12 protein-coding genes are annotated in these 17,805 nt (G+C 63.2%); 7 read left to right on the top strand and 5 right to left on the bottom strand.

Translation table 11 applies throughout. From position 1 onward, the window contains the following. The first annotated feature begins 2 nt into the window (after window positions 1-2). On the top strand, window positions 3-863 hold the full coding sequence (locus AC5V87_RS21770; RefSeq protein WP_495367717.1) for a PCC domain-containing protein: 861 nt from the start codon (window positions 3-5) through the stop codon (window positions 861-863). A gap of 16 nt (window positions 864-879) precedes the next feature. Here AC5V87_RS21770 and AC5V87_RS21765 read toward each other — a convergent pair whose 3' ends face one another. Further along, window positions 880-2,943: a DUF1217 domain-containing protein gene (locus tag AC5V87_RS21765; protein WP_495367716.1), complete on the bottom strand. Its 2,064-nt coding sequence runs from the start codon at window positions 2,941-2,943 to the stop codon at window positions 880-882. Between the two features lie 260 nt (window positions 2,944-3,203). Here AC5V87_RS21765 and AC5V87_RS21760 point away from each other — a divergent pair, with 260 nt between their 5' ends. The 4 genes from AC5V87_RS21760 to AC5V87_RS21745 all read left to right on the top strand — a co-directional run bounded on the left by AC5V87_RS21760 (window position 3,204) and on the right by AC5V87_RS21745 (window position 7,759). Beyond that, window positions 3,204-3,971 (top strand): AAA family ATPase, encoded by a 768-nt coding sequence (locus AC5V87_RS21760; RefSeq protein WP_495367715.1) that lies wholly within the window; start codon window positions 3,204-3,206, stop codon window positions 3,969-3,971. Window positions 3,972-4,308: 337 nt separating this feature from the next. Then, window positions 4,309-5,409, top strand: a complete 1,101-nt coding sequence (locus tag AC5V87_RS21755; RefSeq protein WP_456836948.1) for an IS4 family transposase — start codon at window positions 4,309-4,311, stop codon at window positions 5,407-5,409. Window positions 5,410-6,236: 827 nt separating this feature from the next. Continuing rightward, complete coding sequence (locus tag AC5V87_RS21750; protein WP_456838350.1) at window positions 6,237-6,803, top strand: SRPBCC family protein; 567 nt, start codon at window positions 6,237-6,239, stop codon at window positions 6,801-6,803. Window positions 6,804-6,805: 2 nt separating this feature from the next. After that, on the top strand, window positions 6,806-7,759 hold the full coding sequence (locus AC5V87_RS21745) for a YVTN family beta-propeller repeat protein (protein WP_495367714.1): 954 nt from the start codon (window positions 6,806-6,808) through the stop codon (window positions 7,757-7,759). A 51-nt stretch (window positions 7,760-7,810) separates the two neighbouring features. Here the strand turns inward: AC5V87_RS21745 and AC5V87_RS21740 are convergent, their stop codons facing one another. The 4 genes from AC5V87_RS21740 to AC5V87_RS21725 all read right to left on the bottom strand — a co-directional run bounded on the left by AC5V87_RS21740 (window position 7,811) and on the right by AC5V87_RS21725 (window position 13,753). Then, window positions 7,811-8,485, bottom strand: a complete 675-nt coding sequence (locus tag AC5V87_RS21740; RefSeq protein WP_456838352.1) for an HAD-IA family hydrolase — start codon at window positions 8,483-8,485, stop codon at window positions 7,811-7,813. Between the two features lie 271 nt (window positions 8,486-8,756). Continuing rightward, on the bottom strand, window positions 8,757-11,735 hold the full coding sequence (uvrA, locus tag AC5V87_RS21735) for an excinuclease ABC subunit UvrA (RefSeq protein ID WP_495367713.1): 2,979 nt from the start codon (window positions 11,733-11,735) through the stop codon (window positions 8,757-8,759). Between the two features lie 329 nt (window positions 11,736-12,064). Beyond that, a complete protein-coding gene (locus tag AC5V87_RS21730) occupies window positions 12,065-12,754 on the bottom strand; it encodes an outer membrane protein (RefSeq protein WP_456838354.1) in 690 nt (229 codons plus the stop codon). 237 nt (window positions 12,755-12,991) lie between these two features. Continuing rightward, window positions 12,992-13,753, bottom strand: coding sequence for an outer membrane protein (locus AC5V87_RS21725; protein ID WP_456838355.1), 762 nt, complete (start codon window positions 13,751-13,753; stop codon window positions 12,992-12,994). A gap of 450 nt (window positions 13,754-14,203) precedes the next feature. Here AC5V87_RS21725 and AC5V87_RS21720 point away from each other — a divergent pair, with 450 nt between their 5' ends. Further along, window positions 14,204-14,701, top strand: a complete 498-nt coding sequence (locus AC5V87_RS21720) for a single-stranded DNA-binding protein (RefSeq protein WP_018317913.1) — start codon at window positions 14,204-14,206, stop codon at window positions 14,699-14,701. Between the two features lie 349 nt (window positions 14,702-15,050). Then, the gene (gene gyrA / locus AC5V87_RS21715; RefSeq protein ID WP_456838357.1) at window positions 15,051-17,786 is read left to right on the top strand and encodes a DNA gyrase subunit A; all 2,736 of its coding nucleotides are present in this window, start codon (window positions 15,051-15,053) and stop codon (window positions 17,784-17,786) included. The last annotated feature ends 19 nt before the right edge of the window (window positions 17,787-17,805 follow it).

The raw sequence follows: 17,805 nt of genomic DNA, 5'->3' as shown, positions 1-17,805 counted from the left end.
GGATGCGGAGTATCAAGCAGCCGGGCGCGCCGCCTCCCGAACGCATCCAGTGGGTGGAAGCGAGGGGGCGCGCGTTCACGTTCACGCTTCAAGCCGGCCTGCCGTTGCTGGAAGCCGCGCGCCGTGGCTTTGCCGCGGAGGGATTTGCGGCTGGCGTCGTGAATTTCGGCCGCGGCGCGCTCGGGCCGTTCGCCTATGTGATGCCGGCGCTGTCGAAGACCGGCGAGAACGCGGCGTTCTACAGCGACACCTATCGTCCCGGCGGCGTGACGCGCACCAGGCTCGGCAGCATGACCCTCGGTACGCGCGACGACGCACCGTTCTTTCATTGCCACGGGCTCTGGACCGAGGCGGATGGCACGGCGAGCGGCGGCCACATGATGCCGGATGAGACGATCGTCGCCGAGCCGTTCGAGGTCGAGGCGTTCGGCCTCGATGGCGCGGCGTTCACGACCGCGGTCGATCCGGAGACCAACTTCAGGCTGTTTGGACCGGTGGCCGCCGCGAGCACCGGCGCACGCACGGCCAGCCGCGCCTTCGCCCTGCGGCTGCGGCCCAACCAGGATTTTGCCGGCAGCCTCGAAGCGTTCTGCCGCGCGCACGGCATCGCCCGCGCGAAGGTTCGCGGCGGCGTCGGTTCGACCATCGGCGCGCGCTTCACCCATGGCGGCGTGACCGAGCCGTTCGCGACGGAGCTTGCGGTGACGGCGGGGACGATTGCGCCGGGCGCTTCGGGCGCACTCGAAGCGGCGCTCGACATTGCCCTGATCGATTACACCGGCGGCATTGCGGAGGGCCGCTTGATCCGAGGCGACAATCCCGTGCTGATGACCATGGAGCTGGTGCTCGAGGTGTTGGCGTAATAGCCCCGAACGATCATCAGTGAGCACGCAGCTTGGCAATGGCGAGGTACGTCGCGTCACTTAATCCCGAGTTCGATCCCTGAAAGAGGTTGAGCAAGGGAGATTGGGTCTGACCGGTGCTCTGGCTGTTTCTGATGTCATACATGGCGGAGAAACGGTTCAACAGCTTTGCAACCTTCGTTGGATCGGACAGATCCGTGATCTTCATGAACTTGTCCACGAACTTGGCCTGCTGATCGATCGGCATCGCAGCCATCGAGTCCGGTAAATCGAACGTGGTCCTGAACACCTCCGAAAGAGCCTTGTCGGCAAGGATGTCGTAGGCGGAGGTGATCTCGCCGGCCTTGCGCTGGAAATAGAGTGCCAGGCGCACGCCGGGATTCGTCTCACCCTGCTGCTGCTCCAGGCTTTGTTGGAGATAGTTCGCCTGTGTTTCCCGGAATTGATCCCGCTTCTGCGGGCCCATCAGCGCAAGACGGGCGACGTCGCCCTTGCTGTCGAAATTGAACGACGCTGCGATCTCGGCAAAGCGCGGATCGCTCTCGGTGTTGGCGAAGCTCTTTGGATTGTTCAGGTCGGAAGCGAAGATCTTCTTGAGATAGTCGGTGCTGACCTTCTTGGGATCCAGGCCTTTGGCGACGAGAATGAAATCGACCATCTTCCGGTTTGCAAGCAGATCGGAAACGCTGTCGATGCCTCCGATGGCTTCCTGATAAGCCGTCGCGTCTTTCTGCGCCTGGGCTCGAACGGCCTTCTGCTGATCGGGGCTTGCCTGCTTCACTGCCTGTATGACGTAGTCCTTTGCAATATCGAGGACTTCAGCCGGGTCCTGAGCCACCAGAGGCGTCGTCAGATTGCCTTTTGCGTCGAAGTTGAAGGCGCGCGCGAGCTCAACGTAGCGATCGTCCTTCAGCGTATAGACGTAGCTCTTGGGATCGCTGAGATCGCTTTCGAGGACAGCCTTGACGGTGTCCTGCGAAATCTTTGCCGGATCGAGGCCGACGGCGCCCAGCGCGAAATCATATACGGCTGGAGTCGATACGAACGTCTGGACTGAGTTGATGGTGAGGACGGCCGTTCTGAATTGCCTGATGGCCAGAGCTTCGTTCAGCCGGCTGGCAGCCGCATAGACCTCCGACTTGCTGTCGTCGAACCGCTTTGTCGTGAGCGTGACGTTTGCGGGGGTTTGCGCAGACACGCCCGACGGAAGCGACCCGTCAGGCGAAAACTCGAATGCGCCGGCCAGGTCTACGAAGTTACCGATCGTGGCGATTTGATCGCTCAGGTCGGATACGCTTGTCGTGTATGATTCCAGGTGATGTTTTTCGACCAGGATCTGGACCTTCAACTGGGACACGTCGGCACCCGGCTGCGAGAGTTGGGCGGTGTAGTCGGCGATCTTCGTATTGGTGGCGCTCACGTCCGATTTGGCTTGGGCGAGCTGGGCTTTGAGGCCAGTCAACTGGGATGCGAAGGTGGTGTTGACATAGCTGTTGGGATCGGATGGATCGCTGCGCAGGACCTGGCTTATCGTGTCACGGGGCCACTTGCTTTCATCGATCCCGAACGCTGAATAGACGTAGTTGCGAAGGCGGTCGTCGTTCAGGAGCTGGTCTGCACCGGTGGTGTTGCCGATTTTGGCGTTGTAGTAGCTGGTGTCGTCGGCAAGCGCGTCGACCTGGCTCTTCTTGGTCGCCGTGTACAGACCGATCATCTCGTCGGTCTGGTCGTCCGATTGTGCGACCGGCGTCGCAGTGCCGTTGAACGAAAACGCCGCGGCAAACTCACGGTAGCGCTTGTCGACCAGCTTGTTGACGAAGCTCTTGGAGTCGTTGAGATCGCTCTCCAGCACCTTTTTCATGAAAGCCTTGGCGTACGCCATGTCCTCCAGGCCATATGCCTTCATCGCATAGTGATAGAGGCGATGGTCCTTCATGAAATCGTCGACGGTCTTCACCTTGCCGATGTTGGCCTTGTAATAGGCGGCCTCCCGCGCGACATCCGGCTGCTGTTCGACCCGCGTCAGCGACTGCTTGAGATTGCGCGTGATGTAGCTGTAGCTGAAATAGGTCGTGACCATCGCGCATTCCTCGCGGCTTAGTGTCCCGGACGTCCGTCAATCATTGCCGGGGTCGCGAGGTGGGAGCTGGCGTCATGCCAGCAAACTGTCTGGTAGCCCGATTTTTATCGGCAATTTCAGGTAGCAATTTGTGTCCAAGTGACGCATATCGGGTATGTTTCCAGTCGTTTCCATATGTTTCCCAGATGCAGCTTTCGCGAAGCTTTTGTTCCTGATACGTTCCAATCAAGGTTCAAGCGGAACGGGTGGGAAAGCCGGACATGAGCCGCAGGAGCAGTCGAACGATCGATCTGCCGGCCCCGTATTTGAAGCGGGTCTGGCTCGACCCGTCCCAGGTTCGCGATCGCGAGGTCTATCCGTTTTGCTTGCCGATCTTTCCGGACGATTTCGAGCTCAACTTCGAGGCCGCCATCACGATCATCGTTGGAGAGAACGGCACCGGGAAGTCGACGATCCTCGAGGGGATAGTAGCGCTCGCCGGCTACGACGATGCCGGGGGCGGCAAGGGCTACATGCCGGTTGACCACTCCGAAGCCCGCGAGAATATGGGCGGCCAGCTCTCCAAGGCGCTGCGCGCAAGCTGGCTGCCGAAGATCACCAATGGCTGGTTTTTCCGCGCCGAGAGTTTTTTCTCGGTCGCGCGATACCTCGACAAGGCCGCACGTGATGCCGGACAGGCCGGTCCCGATTTCCTGTCGCATTCCCATGGCGAAGGCTTCCTGCGCTTCTTCGAGGAGCGCTGCCAGCGCCAGGGCATCTTTATCTTCGACGAGCCGGAGTCGGCGCTTTCGCCGGCGCGCCAGATCGAGTTCCTGAAACTGCTGCGCCGCATGGACCAGTCCCGCATCTGCCAGGTCATCATGGCGATCCATTCGCCAATGCTGATGGCCTATCCAAATGCCAAATTGCTCCGGCTCGGGAAATATGGGCTGGGGCCGACGACAGTGGAGGAGACGGATCGTTACCGGCTGATGCGGGAGTTTTGCGCGGACCCGCGTGGGTTCGTAGATGTGACGCTGGGGGAATAGGCGAGGGCACTCCCGATACTCGCTCTCGCCGTCGTCATTGCGAGCCACGCCAAGCGCTGCCCGATGACAGGCTCCGCGAAGCAATCCAGAATCTCTCTGCGGAGGCAGCCTGGTTTGCGTCGTCGCAAGAGCTCCTCGCAATGACGGAGTGTGTGGCATCGGCTGAGCCTCAATCGACGTTCGAGTCCGGTTGCTGACATAGCTTCCCGCTCTCGCGGCCTATCCGGTCCGAGCTTTGCTTCAGTCGCCGCCCTCGAAAATGCCGAGGGCGCAGGGAAGGCCGCATAGGCGTTAAGTTTATTCTTGAGTGTTGGAATCACACGTGATTCCAAGGGGCATGGCAGACGAATCGCTTCTAAATGAGGACTGGACGAGAGTGGTTGCGCAGCTGGGTGGGGCTGAGCAGCTTGAGATAAGCGCGCGCCAGACGAAGGCTTTCGCGCGGCGGCGCCAAATTCCAGACGCGGTGGCGTTGCTTCGGCTGATGCTGGCCTATTGTTTAGGGGAAAGAGGATTGAGATCGACAGCTGCGTGGGCGGCTTCTGTTGGCCTTGCGGACCTCAGCAGCGTGGCGTTGTTCTATCGCCTGCGTCAATGTGGCGATTGGTTTGCAGTGCTGGTGGAGAGCTTGCTCGATGCGGCAGCGCCGAAGGCGAGCCGAGGCCGCCTGATCCGCATCGTCGATGCGACGACAGTACCTCAGGCCGGGCCGACTGCCCGCAGGAGCAGTGAGCTTTGGCGGCTTCATAGTGCATTTGATCTGCCAAGTGAGCGCTTTGGTCACTTCGAGCTAACGGATCAGCAAGAGGGCGAAACGTTTGACCGGATACCAGTAGTCAAGAACGAGATCCGCATTGCTGACCGCGCTTATCTGCAACCTGACCGCATCGCGGCTGTCCGCGCGGCTGGTGCCGACGTTCTGATCCGAGCAGGCTGGAAGAACGCGCGCTGGCTTGATGCCCAAGGCCTTCCATTCGATCTGATGGCCCAATTGCGTGCGGCAAAGGCACGCGGACTGATCGATCGGAGGATTTGGATCAAACGCAAGGACGGGGCGCCTCTGGCTATGCGTCTGGTTGCGGTCAAGAAGCCCACCGGTGCGGCCGCGGCTTCGCGTCGTAAAGCTCGGCGAGACGCACGAGACGAAAACCGCATCATCTCCAAAGGGACTCTGGAAGCCGCGGATTGGGTCATTCTGGTCACGTCGCTCGCACGGGACGAGTTCTCCGCCAAGGATGTGCTTGCACTCTATCGACTGCGATGGCGGATCGAACTTGGCTTCAAGCGACTGAAAAGCCTGATTGGTCTCAAGACACCGCCTGGAACTGATCAGCGTTCGGCGAAGCCCTACCTGCTGGCTCACCTCTTGATTATCCTGCTGCTCGAGCCGCTTGTCCGCGACTTCGAGGACTCTCCCCACTGGAAGCAGGCCGCCTGACGACACCTGGCGGTTGGCGTATCTTGCAACAACTCGTTGCATCCTTGCTGCAAGCAATCATTCCACAACCAACCATCCGCCGCTTGCGCCGCAGTAAGCGAGCGCTCGGGCGGCACCTGCGCGAGCCTCCCCGAAAACGTCAATATCAATCAATGCTTGCGCTACCTTAACGCCTATGGGGAAGGCCGGGTGCCGGCTGAGCACCCACGGTCCGCTGTGCGCGAAATGCGCTGGTAAATGATGCACAGCGGCATACAGGTGAAGCCTAACATCAGGCCTTCCCTGCGCAGTGGTTTGACGGCTTATGTCGCGCTCTCCCCGGGGAGCGATGCACTATTGCCCCCGTCGCCTTGCGGATAGCTGACGCGCGGACCCGGTCGGGCACCGCGCATCACCGCAAGACTTGGCGCACAGACCCCGGGCGCCAGGACCACACGATTTTGCCGTACGCAGACTGCACCGGTCGTGTGCGCGCTAGCCGTCGCTCACGGTGTGACCCGCCCCTGCAAACCGCCTTCGCGCCGACGCCGCCTGCGCCCACCACGTCCCACCCCGCATGTCGTGACGATCGCGATACGCCCCTCGGCACGGGCTGGGATGGCCGCAACATGCGATAATTACGAATTCGAGTAAAGCGAATTGTTTTCGCGGCCGTGCATTGACCCTGCTCTTGCGTGTGTTGCCCGTCGGGCAACGCGATGGATGGTGTGGACGGGCGAGCGCCTCGGCCACAGCCGCGCCGCGAACCGGTCTCGCCATGGTCCAAAAATGCGCTACCATGGCCTCAGCGCGCCTCAAGTCGCGCGGATGAAGAGTGAGGAAACGGTATGAGGACGAGAAGCGGAACGGCGATCGTCGGGGTGGCGGCGCTGGCGGTGGCGGGGATGGCTCTGTCCGCTATGTTTGAGCCGGTGTGGGCGCACGGGCCGACCCGGCAGAAGGTGCGGGAATCCATCGAGATCAACGCGGCCCCGGCCAAGGTGTGGGCGGCGATCGGCAATTTCCAGGACATGAGCTGGCTTCCGCCCGTCACTAAGACCGAGGGCGAGAAGGGCAACGAGATCGGCGCGACGCGGAAACTGACGCTGACCGGCGGCGCCACGATCGACGAGGAGCTCTACAAGTTCGACGCGGCCGCGATGACCTATTCCTACCGGATCACCACCGTCGACGTGAAGGTGCTGCCGGTCACCAACTATTCCTCGACGCTGACGGTGACGCCGAGTGCCGACGGCAAGGGCGCGACGCTGGAATGGGCCGGTGCGTTCTATCGCGGCTATCCCAACAACGATCCGCCGCCGGAGCTGAGCGACGAAGCGGCCAAGACCGCGGTGAGCGGCCTCTACAAGAACGGCCTCGAGGCGCTGAAGAAGAAGATCGAGAGCGGAAGCTGACCGTGCGCGCCCTGGTTCTGGCGGCGCTCGCCGCCAGCATCTGCATCGCCGGCCTCGGCTGCGCGTCCGCCGAAGAGGCGTTCGTCACCAACCAGCTCAGCGACGATCTGATGGTCGTGGACCTCCCGACATCACGCAGCGTTGCGACCATCCCGATCGGCGGCAAGCCGGCCGGCGTGGCCGTCAGCCCGGACGGGCGCTTCGCCTATGTCACCAGCCCCGACGCCAAGGTGGTGACGGTGGTCGACGCCGCCACGTGGCAGGTCGCAAGCCGCATCGAGGTCGGCGGCGGGCCGCTCGGCATCGCGGTCGCGCCCGACGGCCGCACCATCTACGTCGCCGACTGGTATGCGGCGGCGGTACGGGTGATCGATGCGGCCGCCCGGCGCGTCACCGCCAGCATCGCGGTCGGCGCTTCACCGTCGGGGCTTGCGGTGACGCCCGACGGCAAGCTGCTGCTCTCGGCGGACCGTGACGACGACAGCGTCTCGGTGGTGGACACCGCGACCGCCGAGCGCAAGGCGAGCATCAAGGTCGGCACCCGCCCGTTCGGCGTCACCATCGATGCCGAGGGCAAGCGCGCCTACACCGCCAATGTCGGCTCTGACGACGTCTCGGTGATCGACATCGCCGCGGGTGCCGAGATCGGCCGCGTGCCGGTCGGGATGCGCCCCTATGCGGTGGCGCTGGCGCAGGGCCGCGGCTTCGTCACCGACCAATATGGCGGCACCGTCAGCGTGTTCGACCTCGCGAGCTTGAATCCGGTCAAGCGCATCAATGTCGGAGACTACCCTGAAGGCATCAACGCGACCGCCGACGGCAAGCGTGTCATCGTCGCCTGCTGGGAGAGCAACACGCTCGATATCATCGACGCGGCCGAGCTGAAGGTGATCGGCGAAGTCAGGGTGGGCGATGGGCCGCGGGCCTTCGGGGCGTTTCTCAGGCGGACGGAGTAGGGGCATCTCGTAGCCCGGATGAGCAAAGCGAAATCCGGCACAGCGCCATCCTCATCCATCGACGTTCCCGGATGTCGCTTCGCTCATCCGGGCTACGGCTGCGGCGCAGAGCGTCGAGCTAATCTCATCGATCCGCTCAAACACGTGGTCCGGCCCAAGTGCCCGCAGCGCGGGCGGTGCCGCATAGCCCCAGCACACCGCGCCACAGGCGATGCCTGCGGTCCGCGCCGCCTCGATGTCGCGCACTTCGTCGCCGATCGCGATCACCTTGCTCGGCTCGACACCGGCGCGGCGGATGACGCGGCGGAATTTCGCCGCTTTGCCGAACAGCGATGCCGAGCAGTCGTAATGCGAGAACAATGCGGCGGCATCCCCGAGCTTCTCGCGCGCATTGGCTTCGCTGTCGGAGGTCACCAGCGCAAGCTGCACGCCATTGTCGGCAAGTGCTTGCAGCATCGTCTCGACGCCCGCAAACAGCGAGATCTCGCCCGCTGCCTCAGCCTTCAGCCGCCGCGCATGCCGTGCAATTGCCGGCAGCTTCCACAAGGGCACCTCGAGCCGGCCGAGAATTTCGCGGCTCGACGCATGACGGAGCTCTTCGATCTCCTCATTCGCGACGCGGCGAAAGCCGAAGCGATCGGCGACGTCGTTGATGGTACGCAGAAACCAGGGGAAGCTGTCGACGAGCGTGCCGTCGAGATCGAAGATGGCGAAGGTGTAGGGCATGGAGAAATGGGAAGTTGGCCGCGATGCCAATGAATCGGATTTAAGGTTGCAAACCGTTGCGATGCGTGACGAAAATCTACAATGGAGCTATTGTCGCTTCGTATATTCTAATTGCAATGAGAAACTTGGGGCGCGCCTAGTCGTCGGGCGCGTCCCCTAGCCGCAACGCACTGCATGTTTATTCGTTCGTTCGGCTTGGACAGTTCCGCGACCTTGATGAAAGGGCGCATAGATTCGAGGCAGAGATGAGCGTTTGACCAAGAAATAAGTTCTACTCCGCCGCCTCGCTCGTGCTTCTTCGCTTCGGCTTCCGCGCCTTCTTCAGCACCGGCTCCAGGAACTTGCCGGTATAGCTCCGCGGCGCCTTGACGATATCCTCCGGCGGTCCCCAGGCGACGATCTCGCCGCCGCCGTCGCCGCCTTCGGGGCCGAGGTCGATGACCCAATCGGCGGTCTTGATGACCTCGAGATTGTGCTCGATGACGACGACGGTGTTGCCCTGCGCGACCAGCTCGTGCAGCACCTCCAGCAGCTTCTTGACGTCGTGGAAGTGCAGGCCGGTGGTCGGCTCGTCCAGGATGTAGAGCGTGCGGCCGGTGGCACGTTTTGACAGCTCCTTTGCGAGCTTGACGCGCTGGGCTTCGCCGCCGGAGAGCGTCGTGGCCTGCTGGCCGACATGGATGTAGTCGAGGCCGACGCGGTGAAGCGTCTGAAAAGTCTCGCGCACGCGCGGCACTGCCTTGAAGAACTCGGCGGCTTCCTCGACGGTCATGTCGAGCACGTCGGCGATGCTCTTGCCCTTGAACAGGACCTCCAGCGTTTCGCGGTTGTAGCGCTTGCCCTTGCAGACGTCGCAGGTGACGTAGACGTCGGGCAGGAAGTGCATCTCGATCTTGATGACGCCGTCACCCTGGCAGGCCTCGCAGCGGCCGCCCTTGACGTTGAAGGAGAAGCGGCCGGGCTCGTAGCCGCGCGCCTTGGCTTCGGGAAGGCCTGCGAACCACTCGCGGATCGGCGTGAAGGCGCCGGTATAGGTCGCAGGGTTCGAGCGCGGGGTGCGGCCGATCGGCGACTGGTCGATATCGATGATCTTGTCGATATGCTCGAGCCCCTCGATGCGGTCGTGCGGCGCTGCGCCTTCGCTGGCGGCGTTCAGCTTGCGGGCGATGGCGCGGTAGACCGTGTCGATCAGGAGCGTCGACTTGCCGCCGCCGGAGACTCCGGTGACGCAGGTGAACAGGCCGAGCGGAATCTCGGCGGTGACGTTCTTGAGGTTATTGCCGCGCGCGTTCACCACCTTGATGGTGCGGCGATGGTTCGGCGGACGCCGCTCCGGCACTTCGACCTCGAGCTCGCCGGTGAGGTATTTGCCGGTGAGCGATTTCGGGTTGCGCATGATCTGATCGGGCGTGCCCTCGGCGACGATGTTGCCGCCGTGCATGCCGGCGCCGGGGCCGATGTCGAGGACGTAGTCGGCGAGGCGAATGGCATCCTCGTCATGTTCGACCACCACCACGGTGTTGCCGAGATCGCGAAGCCGCTTCAGCGTGTCGAGCAGGCGGGCATTGTCGCGCTGGTGCAGGCCGATCGAAGGCTCGTCCAGCACGTAGAGCACGCCCGTCAGCCCCGAGCCGATCTGCGAGGCCAGGCGAATGCGCTGGCTCTCGCCGCCGGACAGCGTGCCGGAGGAGCGCGACAGGGTGAGGTAATTGAGGCCGACGTCGAGCAGGAAGGTGAGGCGCTCGCGGATCTCTTTCAGGATGCGGCCCGCGATCTCGTTCTGCTGCGCGTTCAGCGCCGCCGGCACGCCCTCGAACCACTCGCCGGCCTTCCTCACCGACAGCTCAGAGATCTCTCCGATATGCTTGCCGCCGACCTTGACGCAGAGCGCCTCGGGCTTGAGCCGAAAGCCTTTGCACCCCTCGCAGGGCACGTCGTGGAAATATTTCGCCAGCTCCTCGCGCGCCCATTCACTTTCCGTTTCGCGGTAGCGGCGGTTGATGTTGGTGATCACGCCCTCGAACGGCTTCTTGGTGTCGTAGGAGCGCACCCCGTCCTCGTAGGAGAACTTGATCTCGTCCTCGCCGGAGCCGTAGAGGATCGCGTCTCTCGTCTTCTTCGGCAGGTCCTTCCATTTGGTGTCGAGCGTGAACTTGTAGTGCTTGCCGAGCGCTGTGAGCGTCTGCGTGTAGTAGGGCGATGACGACTTGGCCCAGGGCGCGATCGCGCCCTTGCGCAAGGTGAGGTCCTTCTCGGGGATGACGAGGTCCTCGTCGACATGCTGCTCGACGCCGAGACCGCCGCAGGCCGGGCAGGCGCCATAGGGATTGTTGAAGGAGAACAGGCGCGGCTCGATCTCGGGGATGGTGAAGCCGGAAACCGGGCAGGCGAACTTTTCCGAGAACAGGATGCGCTCGGGGCCGCTCTTGTCGTGGATCTTCGCGGTCTTCTTTTTCTCCTCGGCGGGCGCGGTGGCGGCCGGCGCGTCGGCGAACTCGACGACGGCGAGGCCTTCGGCGAGCTTCAGCGCAGTCTCAAAGCTTTCGGCGAGGCGCTGGCCGATGTCGCCGCGGACCACGATGCGGTCGACCACGACGTCGATGTCGTGCGGGAATTTCTTGTCGAGGCCAGGGGCTTCGGCCAGCTCGTAGAAGGTGCCGTCGATCTTGACGCGCTGAAAGCCCTTCTTGAGCCATTCGGCGAGCTCCTTGCGGTACTCGCCCTTGCGGCCGCGCACGACCGGGGCGAGCAGATAGAGGCGGGTGCCTTCGGGCAGCGCCAGCACCCGGTCGACCATCTGCGAGACGGTCTGGCTCTCGATCGGCAAGCCGGTCGCGGGCGAATAGGGCACGCCGACGCGGGCCCAGAGCAGGCGCATGTAGTCGTAGATCTCGGTCACGGTGCCGACGGTCGAACGCGGATTCTTCGACGTCGTCTTCTGCTCGATCGAGATCGCCGGCGACAGCCCGTCGATCTGATCGACGTCAGGCTTCTGCATCATCTCCAGGAACTGGCGGGCATAGGCCGAGAGCGACTCGACGTAGCGGCGCTGGCCTTCGGCGTAGATGGTGTCGAAGGCGAGCGAGGATTTGCCGGAGCCGGAGAGCCCGGTGAACACCACGAGCTTGTCGCGGGGAATCTCGACGTCGATGTTCTTGAGGTTGTGCTCGCGCGCGCCACGGATCGTAATTGCGCGCAGGCTGGAGCCCGCGTTCTGCTGTTGGCGCTTCGCCTTGATCACTTCATCCATCCGAGTTGCCCTCAAGGAATCCCATGGGTGCGCGAGCGCGCCGACGCTGGAGGCGCGCTTCGCCCGGAACCGGGAACGGCGCCGATGGGTATGGCAGCGAACGTAGGAAGAACGAGCGCGGATTTCCAGTGGACTTTGCGAATCGTCAACGGATTGTTGGCGCGCTGGCGGCATCTGGCAGGAGTGAGGGATCTGGAACAGGCGAAGCGTCGAGTGCGGGTTTGGGGAATCCGCACGTGACCGGCGCCAATCAGCGGCGCGCGAAAAACAAAAAGGCCGGCGCGAGGCCGGCCTTTCGTGACGATATGACGTCGGTCGTGAGACGAAGCTCAGTACTTCGCGACGATCGGGCCGCCGAAGTGATAGTTCACGCCGACCTGCACGGTGTGGAAGTTGAGCGTGCCGGTGGGCAGGGCGCCGGCGAAGTAGGTCTCGCCGCCGAGGCTGCGATACAGGTATTCGCCCTTGATCGACCACTGCGGCGCGATGAACGCTTCGACGCCCGCGCCGACGGTCCAGCCGGAGTGCCACTTGCTGTCCGACGCGCTCACGCCGAGCGCCGAGAGGGTGATCTTGTTGTCGATCCAGGCGTAGCCGCCCGTGCCGTAGAGCAGGACGTTGTTGACGGCCCAGCCGATGCGGCCACGCACAGTGCCCATCGCGTCGGTCTTCGAGCTGGCGGTTGCGGTCACAACGCCGAAGCCGGGGACAGCGGTCGCGCCGGTCGCCGTGGCGCTGACGTCAGCCCAGGCGCCGTCGGCCTCGATGCCGAACACGACGTTGCCGGTCTGCCAGTTGTAGCCGGCGGTGCCGCCGACGAAGCCACCCTTCATCTTCGGGTCGCCCGAAGCGTTTTCCCAAGCGCCGCCGCCGACGATACCGAGATAGAAGCCGGTCCAGTTGTAGACCGAGGCCACTGCGACCGGAGCCTTGGTGTACGGGCGGGCCGCGAGATCAGCCGCCGACGCGGGGGCAGCCAGAGCGAACAAACAGGCCGAAGCCAACAAAACTTTCTTCATTTCAACCAAAATCCCAGTCCCAGTTTCTGTTGTTGCCTTCCGCGTGCAGAAGGGTATCGGACGCCGTGGTCCAACTGGCGCCGTGCTTACACCACCAAATCCGCAAGTTGTGTCTCTCAAAAGCCACAACAGCTGCAAAACGTCATAATTGTTGGCAGATTGTCGCAGCTCGGGATCACGCAAAAAAAAAGCCGGCGCAAGGCCGGCCTTTGATCTGTGAATGATGTCAGATGGATATCAGTATTTCGCGATGACCGGGCCACCCCAGCGATAATTGATACGAACGAGACCCATATCGACGTCCTGGCGGACGCGTTCGGTCTGGACGAGAACGCCGCCGAGGGTGAAGTCGACGTTACGACTGCCGAGGAAGATGTGATCGTACTCGACGCCTACCGACCAGTTTGGAGCGAAGCCAAATTCGAGACCGGCGCCGACCGTTCCGCCCCAGCGGGTTTCCCGGGCCGATCCGAAGGTAGTGCCTGCACCCACGAAACCTGGCGCGACGATGAGGTCGTATTTGTCGCCCACGACCGCGCCACCACCCTTTACGTAGAACAGAACGTTATTCCAGGCATAGCCGACCTGGCCGGTAATCAGGCCGAAGGCATCGATCCGAGTACGGTTCTGCTGACCCGGGGCAGTCGGGCTGATGTTGTTTCCGCTGAAGTCAGCCCAGTTGCCCTGGCCTTCCAGGCCAAACACCCAGTTGGCGGATTGCCAACGATATCCGATTTGACCGCCGACCGTGCCGCCCGACGCGTCATGGCAGCCGTCTGTGATCAGCGTGCCGACGACCGGTGTCACGAAATCCCAGCAATTGCGGCTCGTACCCCAGCCACCGTTGATGCCGATGTAGAAGCCGCTCCAGTCGTAAACGGTCGCCACCACCGGTGCCGGAGCCTTGGTGTAGGGACGCGCCGCGAGATCCGCCGCGCTTGCGGGAGCCGACAGGCCCAACGCTATTGCACTGATTGCACCAAACAAAATCTTATTCATTGCAGTCTCCCCAGTTTCGTCCGCTTCTCGAAGTCCCCGAAACGGTTGATCAGGCGCGACGCCCATATGGACTCAATTCCAAGGCAACCGTAGCTCAATGGTGAGGCAGAGTCCGTCTCCGAAATGCAACAGTCAGGGACCATCTGAGGCGTTTCTAACTTGATGAATGTTAAGCGCTTTTGCCCGTTGCCGGGAACCGGAAAAAGTTCCATCCGACGCTTGCTATTTTTGACGCCACCTCCGCCCGGTCCTGCCGCGCGTTGAGTGCGATCTGCACAAGAACAAATCTGGAACAAGCCAAGGGCTGATGCTATATGTGGGGATAACCTGAGGGGCGACGGGCTGATCACCCCGCGCGAGCGTATAGGTCGGCTCAACGGGGCGGCGGAGCTTCGCGGCGGGCGGGTTCGGCCTTTTGACATTCAATGGCATTTGGAGTGGAGAGCGGCGATGGCGGGAAGCGTCAACAAGGTCATTCTGGTTGGAAACCTCGGCAAGGACCCCGAAATCCGCCGCACCCAGGACGGGCGGCCGATCGCGAATTTGAGCATCGCCACCTCGGAGACCTGGCGCGACAAGAACAGCGGCGAACGCAAGGAAAAGACCGAGTGGCACCGCGTGGTGATCTTCAACGAAGGTCTCTGCAAGGTCGCCGAGCAGTACCTGAAGAAGGGCGCCAAGGTTTACATCGAGGGCGCGCTGCAGACCCGCAAATGGACCGACCAGAGCGGCGTTGAGAAGTACTCCACCGAGGTCGTGCTGCAGGGCTTCAACTCGACGCTGACGATGCTCGATGGTCGCGGCGGGGGCGGAGGAGGCGGCAGCTTCGGCGACGAGCCGGGCGGCGATTTCGGCTCCTCGGGTCCCGTCAGCAGCGCGCCGCGCCGTCCCGTGGCTGCCGGCGGCGGTGGCCGCAACAGCGACATGGACGACGATATCCCGTTCTGAGGCGGGCCACCCCGCGACAACGGGCCGGATCGGGCGGCGCGTTCCACGCGAGGTCAGCAGATCGTACTAATTGGCGGGACGGGCTCGGGACTTCCGGGCCCGCTTCACGTTTGGGATGAACTCGGATCGCGCCCGGCCAGCGGGCTCGCCGGGGCTCCTGCCGCCCGGTTTGACAGGGGCCAAAGCGCAATTCCTGCAAGCTGCTCCGGAAGCCGCCCAAGTGGCGGTCGCAGGGGCTTAAGTTATTGGAAGAATGAGCGGAAAAAGCACCTTGGGACGGGCCGTAAGGGTGGTTATCGGGGCGTCGATGCGCTATATGATTCCCAGATAAACCTCACCGGATTTCCCCTTGGCTGACGACGACAACAAGCCCGGCGACCAGCCGGCGCAACCCTCGGACATTCGCCCCGTCTCCATCCTCGACGAGATGAAGAAGTCCTACCTCGATTACGCCATGAGCGTGATCGTGTCGCGCGCGCTGCCCGATGCACGCGACGGCCTGAAGCCGGTGCATCGCCGCATCCTGTTCGCGATGAACGAGAAAGGCTACACGCCCGACAAGAAGCACAAGAAGTCGGCCGGTATCGTCGGCGACGTCATGGGCCAATACCATCCGCATGGCGACCAGGCGATCTATGATGCGTTGGTGCGCATGGCGCAGCCTTTCTCGATGCGCGAGCTGCTGGTCGACGGGCAGGGCAATTTCGGCTCCGTCGACGGCGATCCGCCGGCGGCGATGCGCTACACCGAGTCGCGCCTGGCCAAGATCGCGCTGAAGCTGCTCGACGACATCGATAACGAAACCGTCGACTTTCAGGATAACTACGACGGTTCGACCAAGGAGCCGGTGGTTTTGCCGGCGCGGTTCCCGAACCTGCTCGTCAATGGCGCCGGCGGCATTGCCGTCGGCATGGCCACTAACATTCCGCCGCACAATCTCGGCGAGGTGATCGATGCCTGCCTCGCGTTGATCGACAATCCGGCGCTGACGATCGACGAGCTCAACAACATCATCCCCGGCCCGGATTTCCCCACCGGCGGCATCATCCTGGGACGCCAGGGCATCCGCAGCGCCTATCACCTCGGCCGTGGCTCCATCGTGATGCGCGGCAAGGTCACCTTCGAGACGATCCGCAAGGAGCGCGAGGCGATCGTCATCACCGAGATCCCCTATCAGGTGAACAAGGCGACGATGGTCGAGCGCATCGCCGAGCTCTACAAGGAAAAGAAGATCGAGGGCATCGCCGACCTGCGCGACGAATCCGATCGCGACGGCTACCGCGTCGTGGTCGAGCTCAAGCGCGATGCCGTGCCCGACGTGGTGCTCAATCAGCTCTACAAGTTCACGCCGCTGCAAACCAGCTTCGGCGTCAACGCCGTCGCGCTCGACAGTGGTCGTCCGCAGACGATGAACCTGAAGGACATGCTGACGATCTTCGTCGGTTTCCGCGAACAGGTCGTCACCCGCCGGACCAAGTACAAGCTGCGCAAGGCGCGCGAGCGCGCGCATGAGCAGGTCGGGCTTGCCATCGCAGTCGCCAATATCGACGAGATCATCAAGGTCATCAGGCACTCGCCGACACCGGCGGCTGCCCGCGAAACCCTGATGACGCGCGACTGGCCGGCGCGCGACGTCGAGGACATCATCACGCTGATCGACGATCCCCGCCATCGCATCAACGAGGACGGCACCATCCGCCTGTCGCTGGAGCAGGCGAGGGCGATCCTCGAGCTGCGCCTCGCACGCCTCACCGCGCTCGGCCGCGACGAAATCGGCGAGGAACTGGCAAAGCTTGCCGGCGAGATCGGCGATTATCTCGAGATCCTGCGCTCGCGTGGGCGCATCCTCGACATCATCAAGACTGAGCTTGCGGAGGTGAAGGCGGAGTTCGCCACGCCGCGCAAGACCGTGATCATGGAGCAGGAGGGCGAGGTCGAGGACGAGGACCTGATCCAGCGCGAGGACATGGTCGTCACCGTCTCGCACGCCGGCTACGTCAAGCGCGTGCCGCTGTCGGCCTATCGGGCCCAGCGCCGCGGCGGCAAGGGCCGCGCCGGCATGCAGACCCGCGACGAGGATTTCGTCAGCCGGCTCTTTGTGGCCTCGACTCATACTCCGGTGCTGTTCTTCTCCTCGCGCGGCCAGGTCTACAAGGAGAAGGTCTGGCGGCTGCCGATGGCAGCTCCCAACGCGCGCGGCAAGGCGATGATCAATATCCTGCCGCTGGAACAGGGCGAGCGCATCACCACCATCATGCCGCTGCCCGAAGACGAGTCCACCTGGGGCCAGCTCGACGTGATGTTCGCGACGACGGGCGGCAATGTCCGGCGCAACAAGCTGTCCGACTTCGTCGACGTCCGCCGCTCCGGCATCATCGCCATGAAGCTCGACGACGGCGAAGCGATCGTCGACGTCCAGATCTGCACCGAGCGCGATGACGTGCTGCTGACCGCTGCCGGCGGCCAATGCATCCGCTTCCCGGTCCCCGACGTGCGCGTATTCACCGGGCGCACCTCGATGGGCGTGCGTGGCATTGCGCTCGGCGAGGGCGACAAGGTGATCTCGCTGGCGATCCTGCGCCATGTCGAGACCACCTCCGACGAGCGTTCAGCTTACCTGAAGATGCGCCGCGCGGTCGCCGGCGAAGCGGCGGCTGACGAGGCGGCGGCGGATACCGAGGCCGAGGAGACCTCCGGCAGCTTCCAGCTCGCCCAGGAGCGTTATGTCGAGATGTCGGCGCAGGAGCAGGTGGTGCTGACCGTCTCCGTCAACGGCTACGGCAAGCGGACCTCGTCCTACGAGTACCGCACCACGGGGCGCGGCGGCAAAGGCATCGTCGCCATGAGCGTCAACAGCCGCAACGGCAACCTCGTCGCGTCCTTCCCCGTGGAGGATGCGGACCAGATCATGCTCGTCACCGACAAGGGCCAGCTGATCCGCTGCCCGGTCGAAGGCATCCGCATTGCTGGCCGCTCGACGCAGGGCGTGATCGTGTTCGACACCGCCGAGGACGAGCACGTCGTCTCGGTCGAGCACATCACCGAAGAGGCCGAGAACGGCAACGGCAATGGCAATGGCGAATAGTGAGGGCGGATAGCGAATG

The organism is Bradyrhizobium sp. SOJA106 (genome assembly GCF_059448745.1).
Note: the sequence above shows the minus strand (reverse complement) of the source record. Positions and strands in the feature narration are given on the sequence as shown.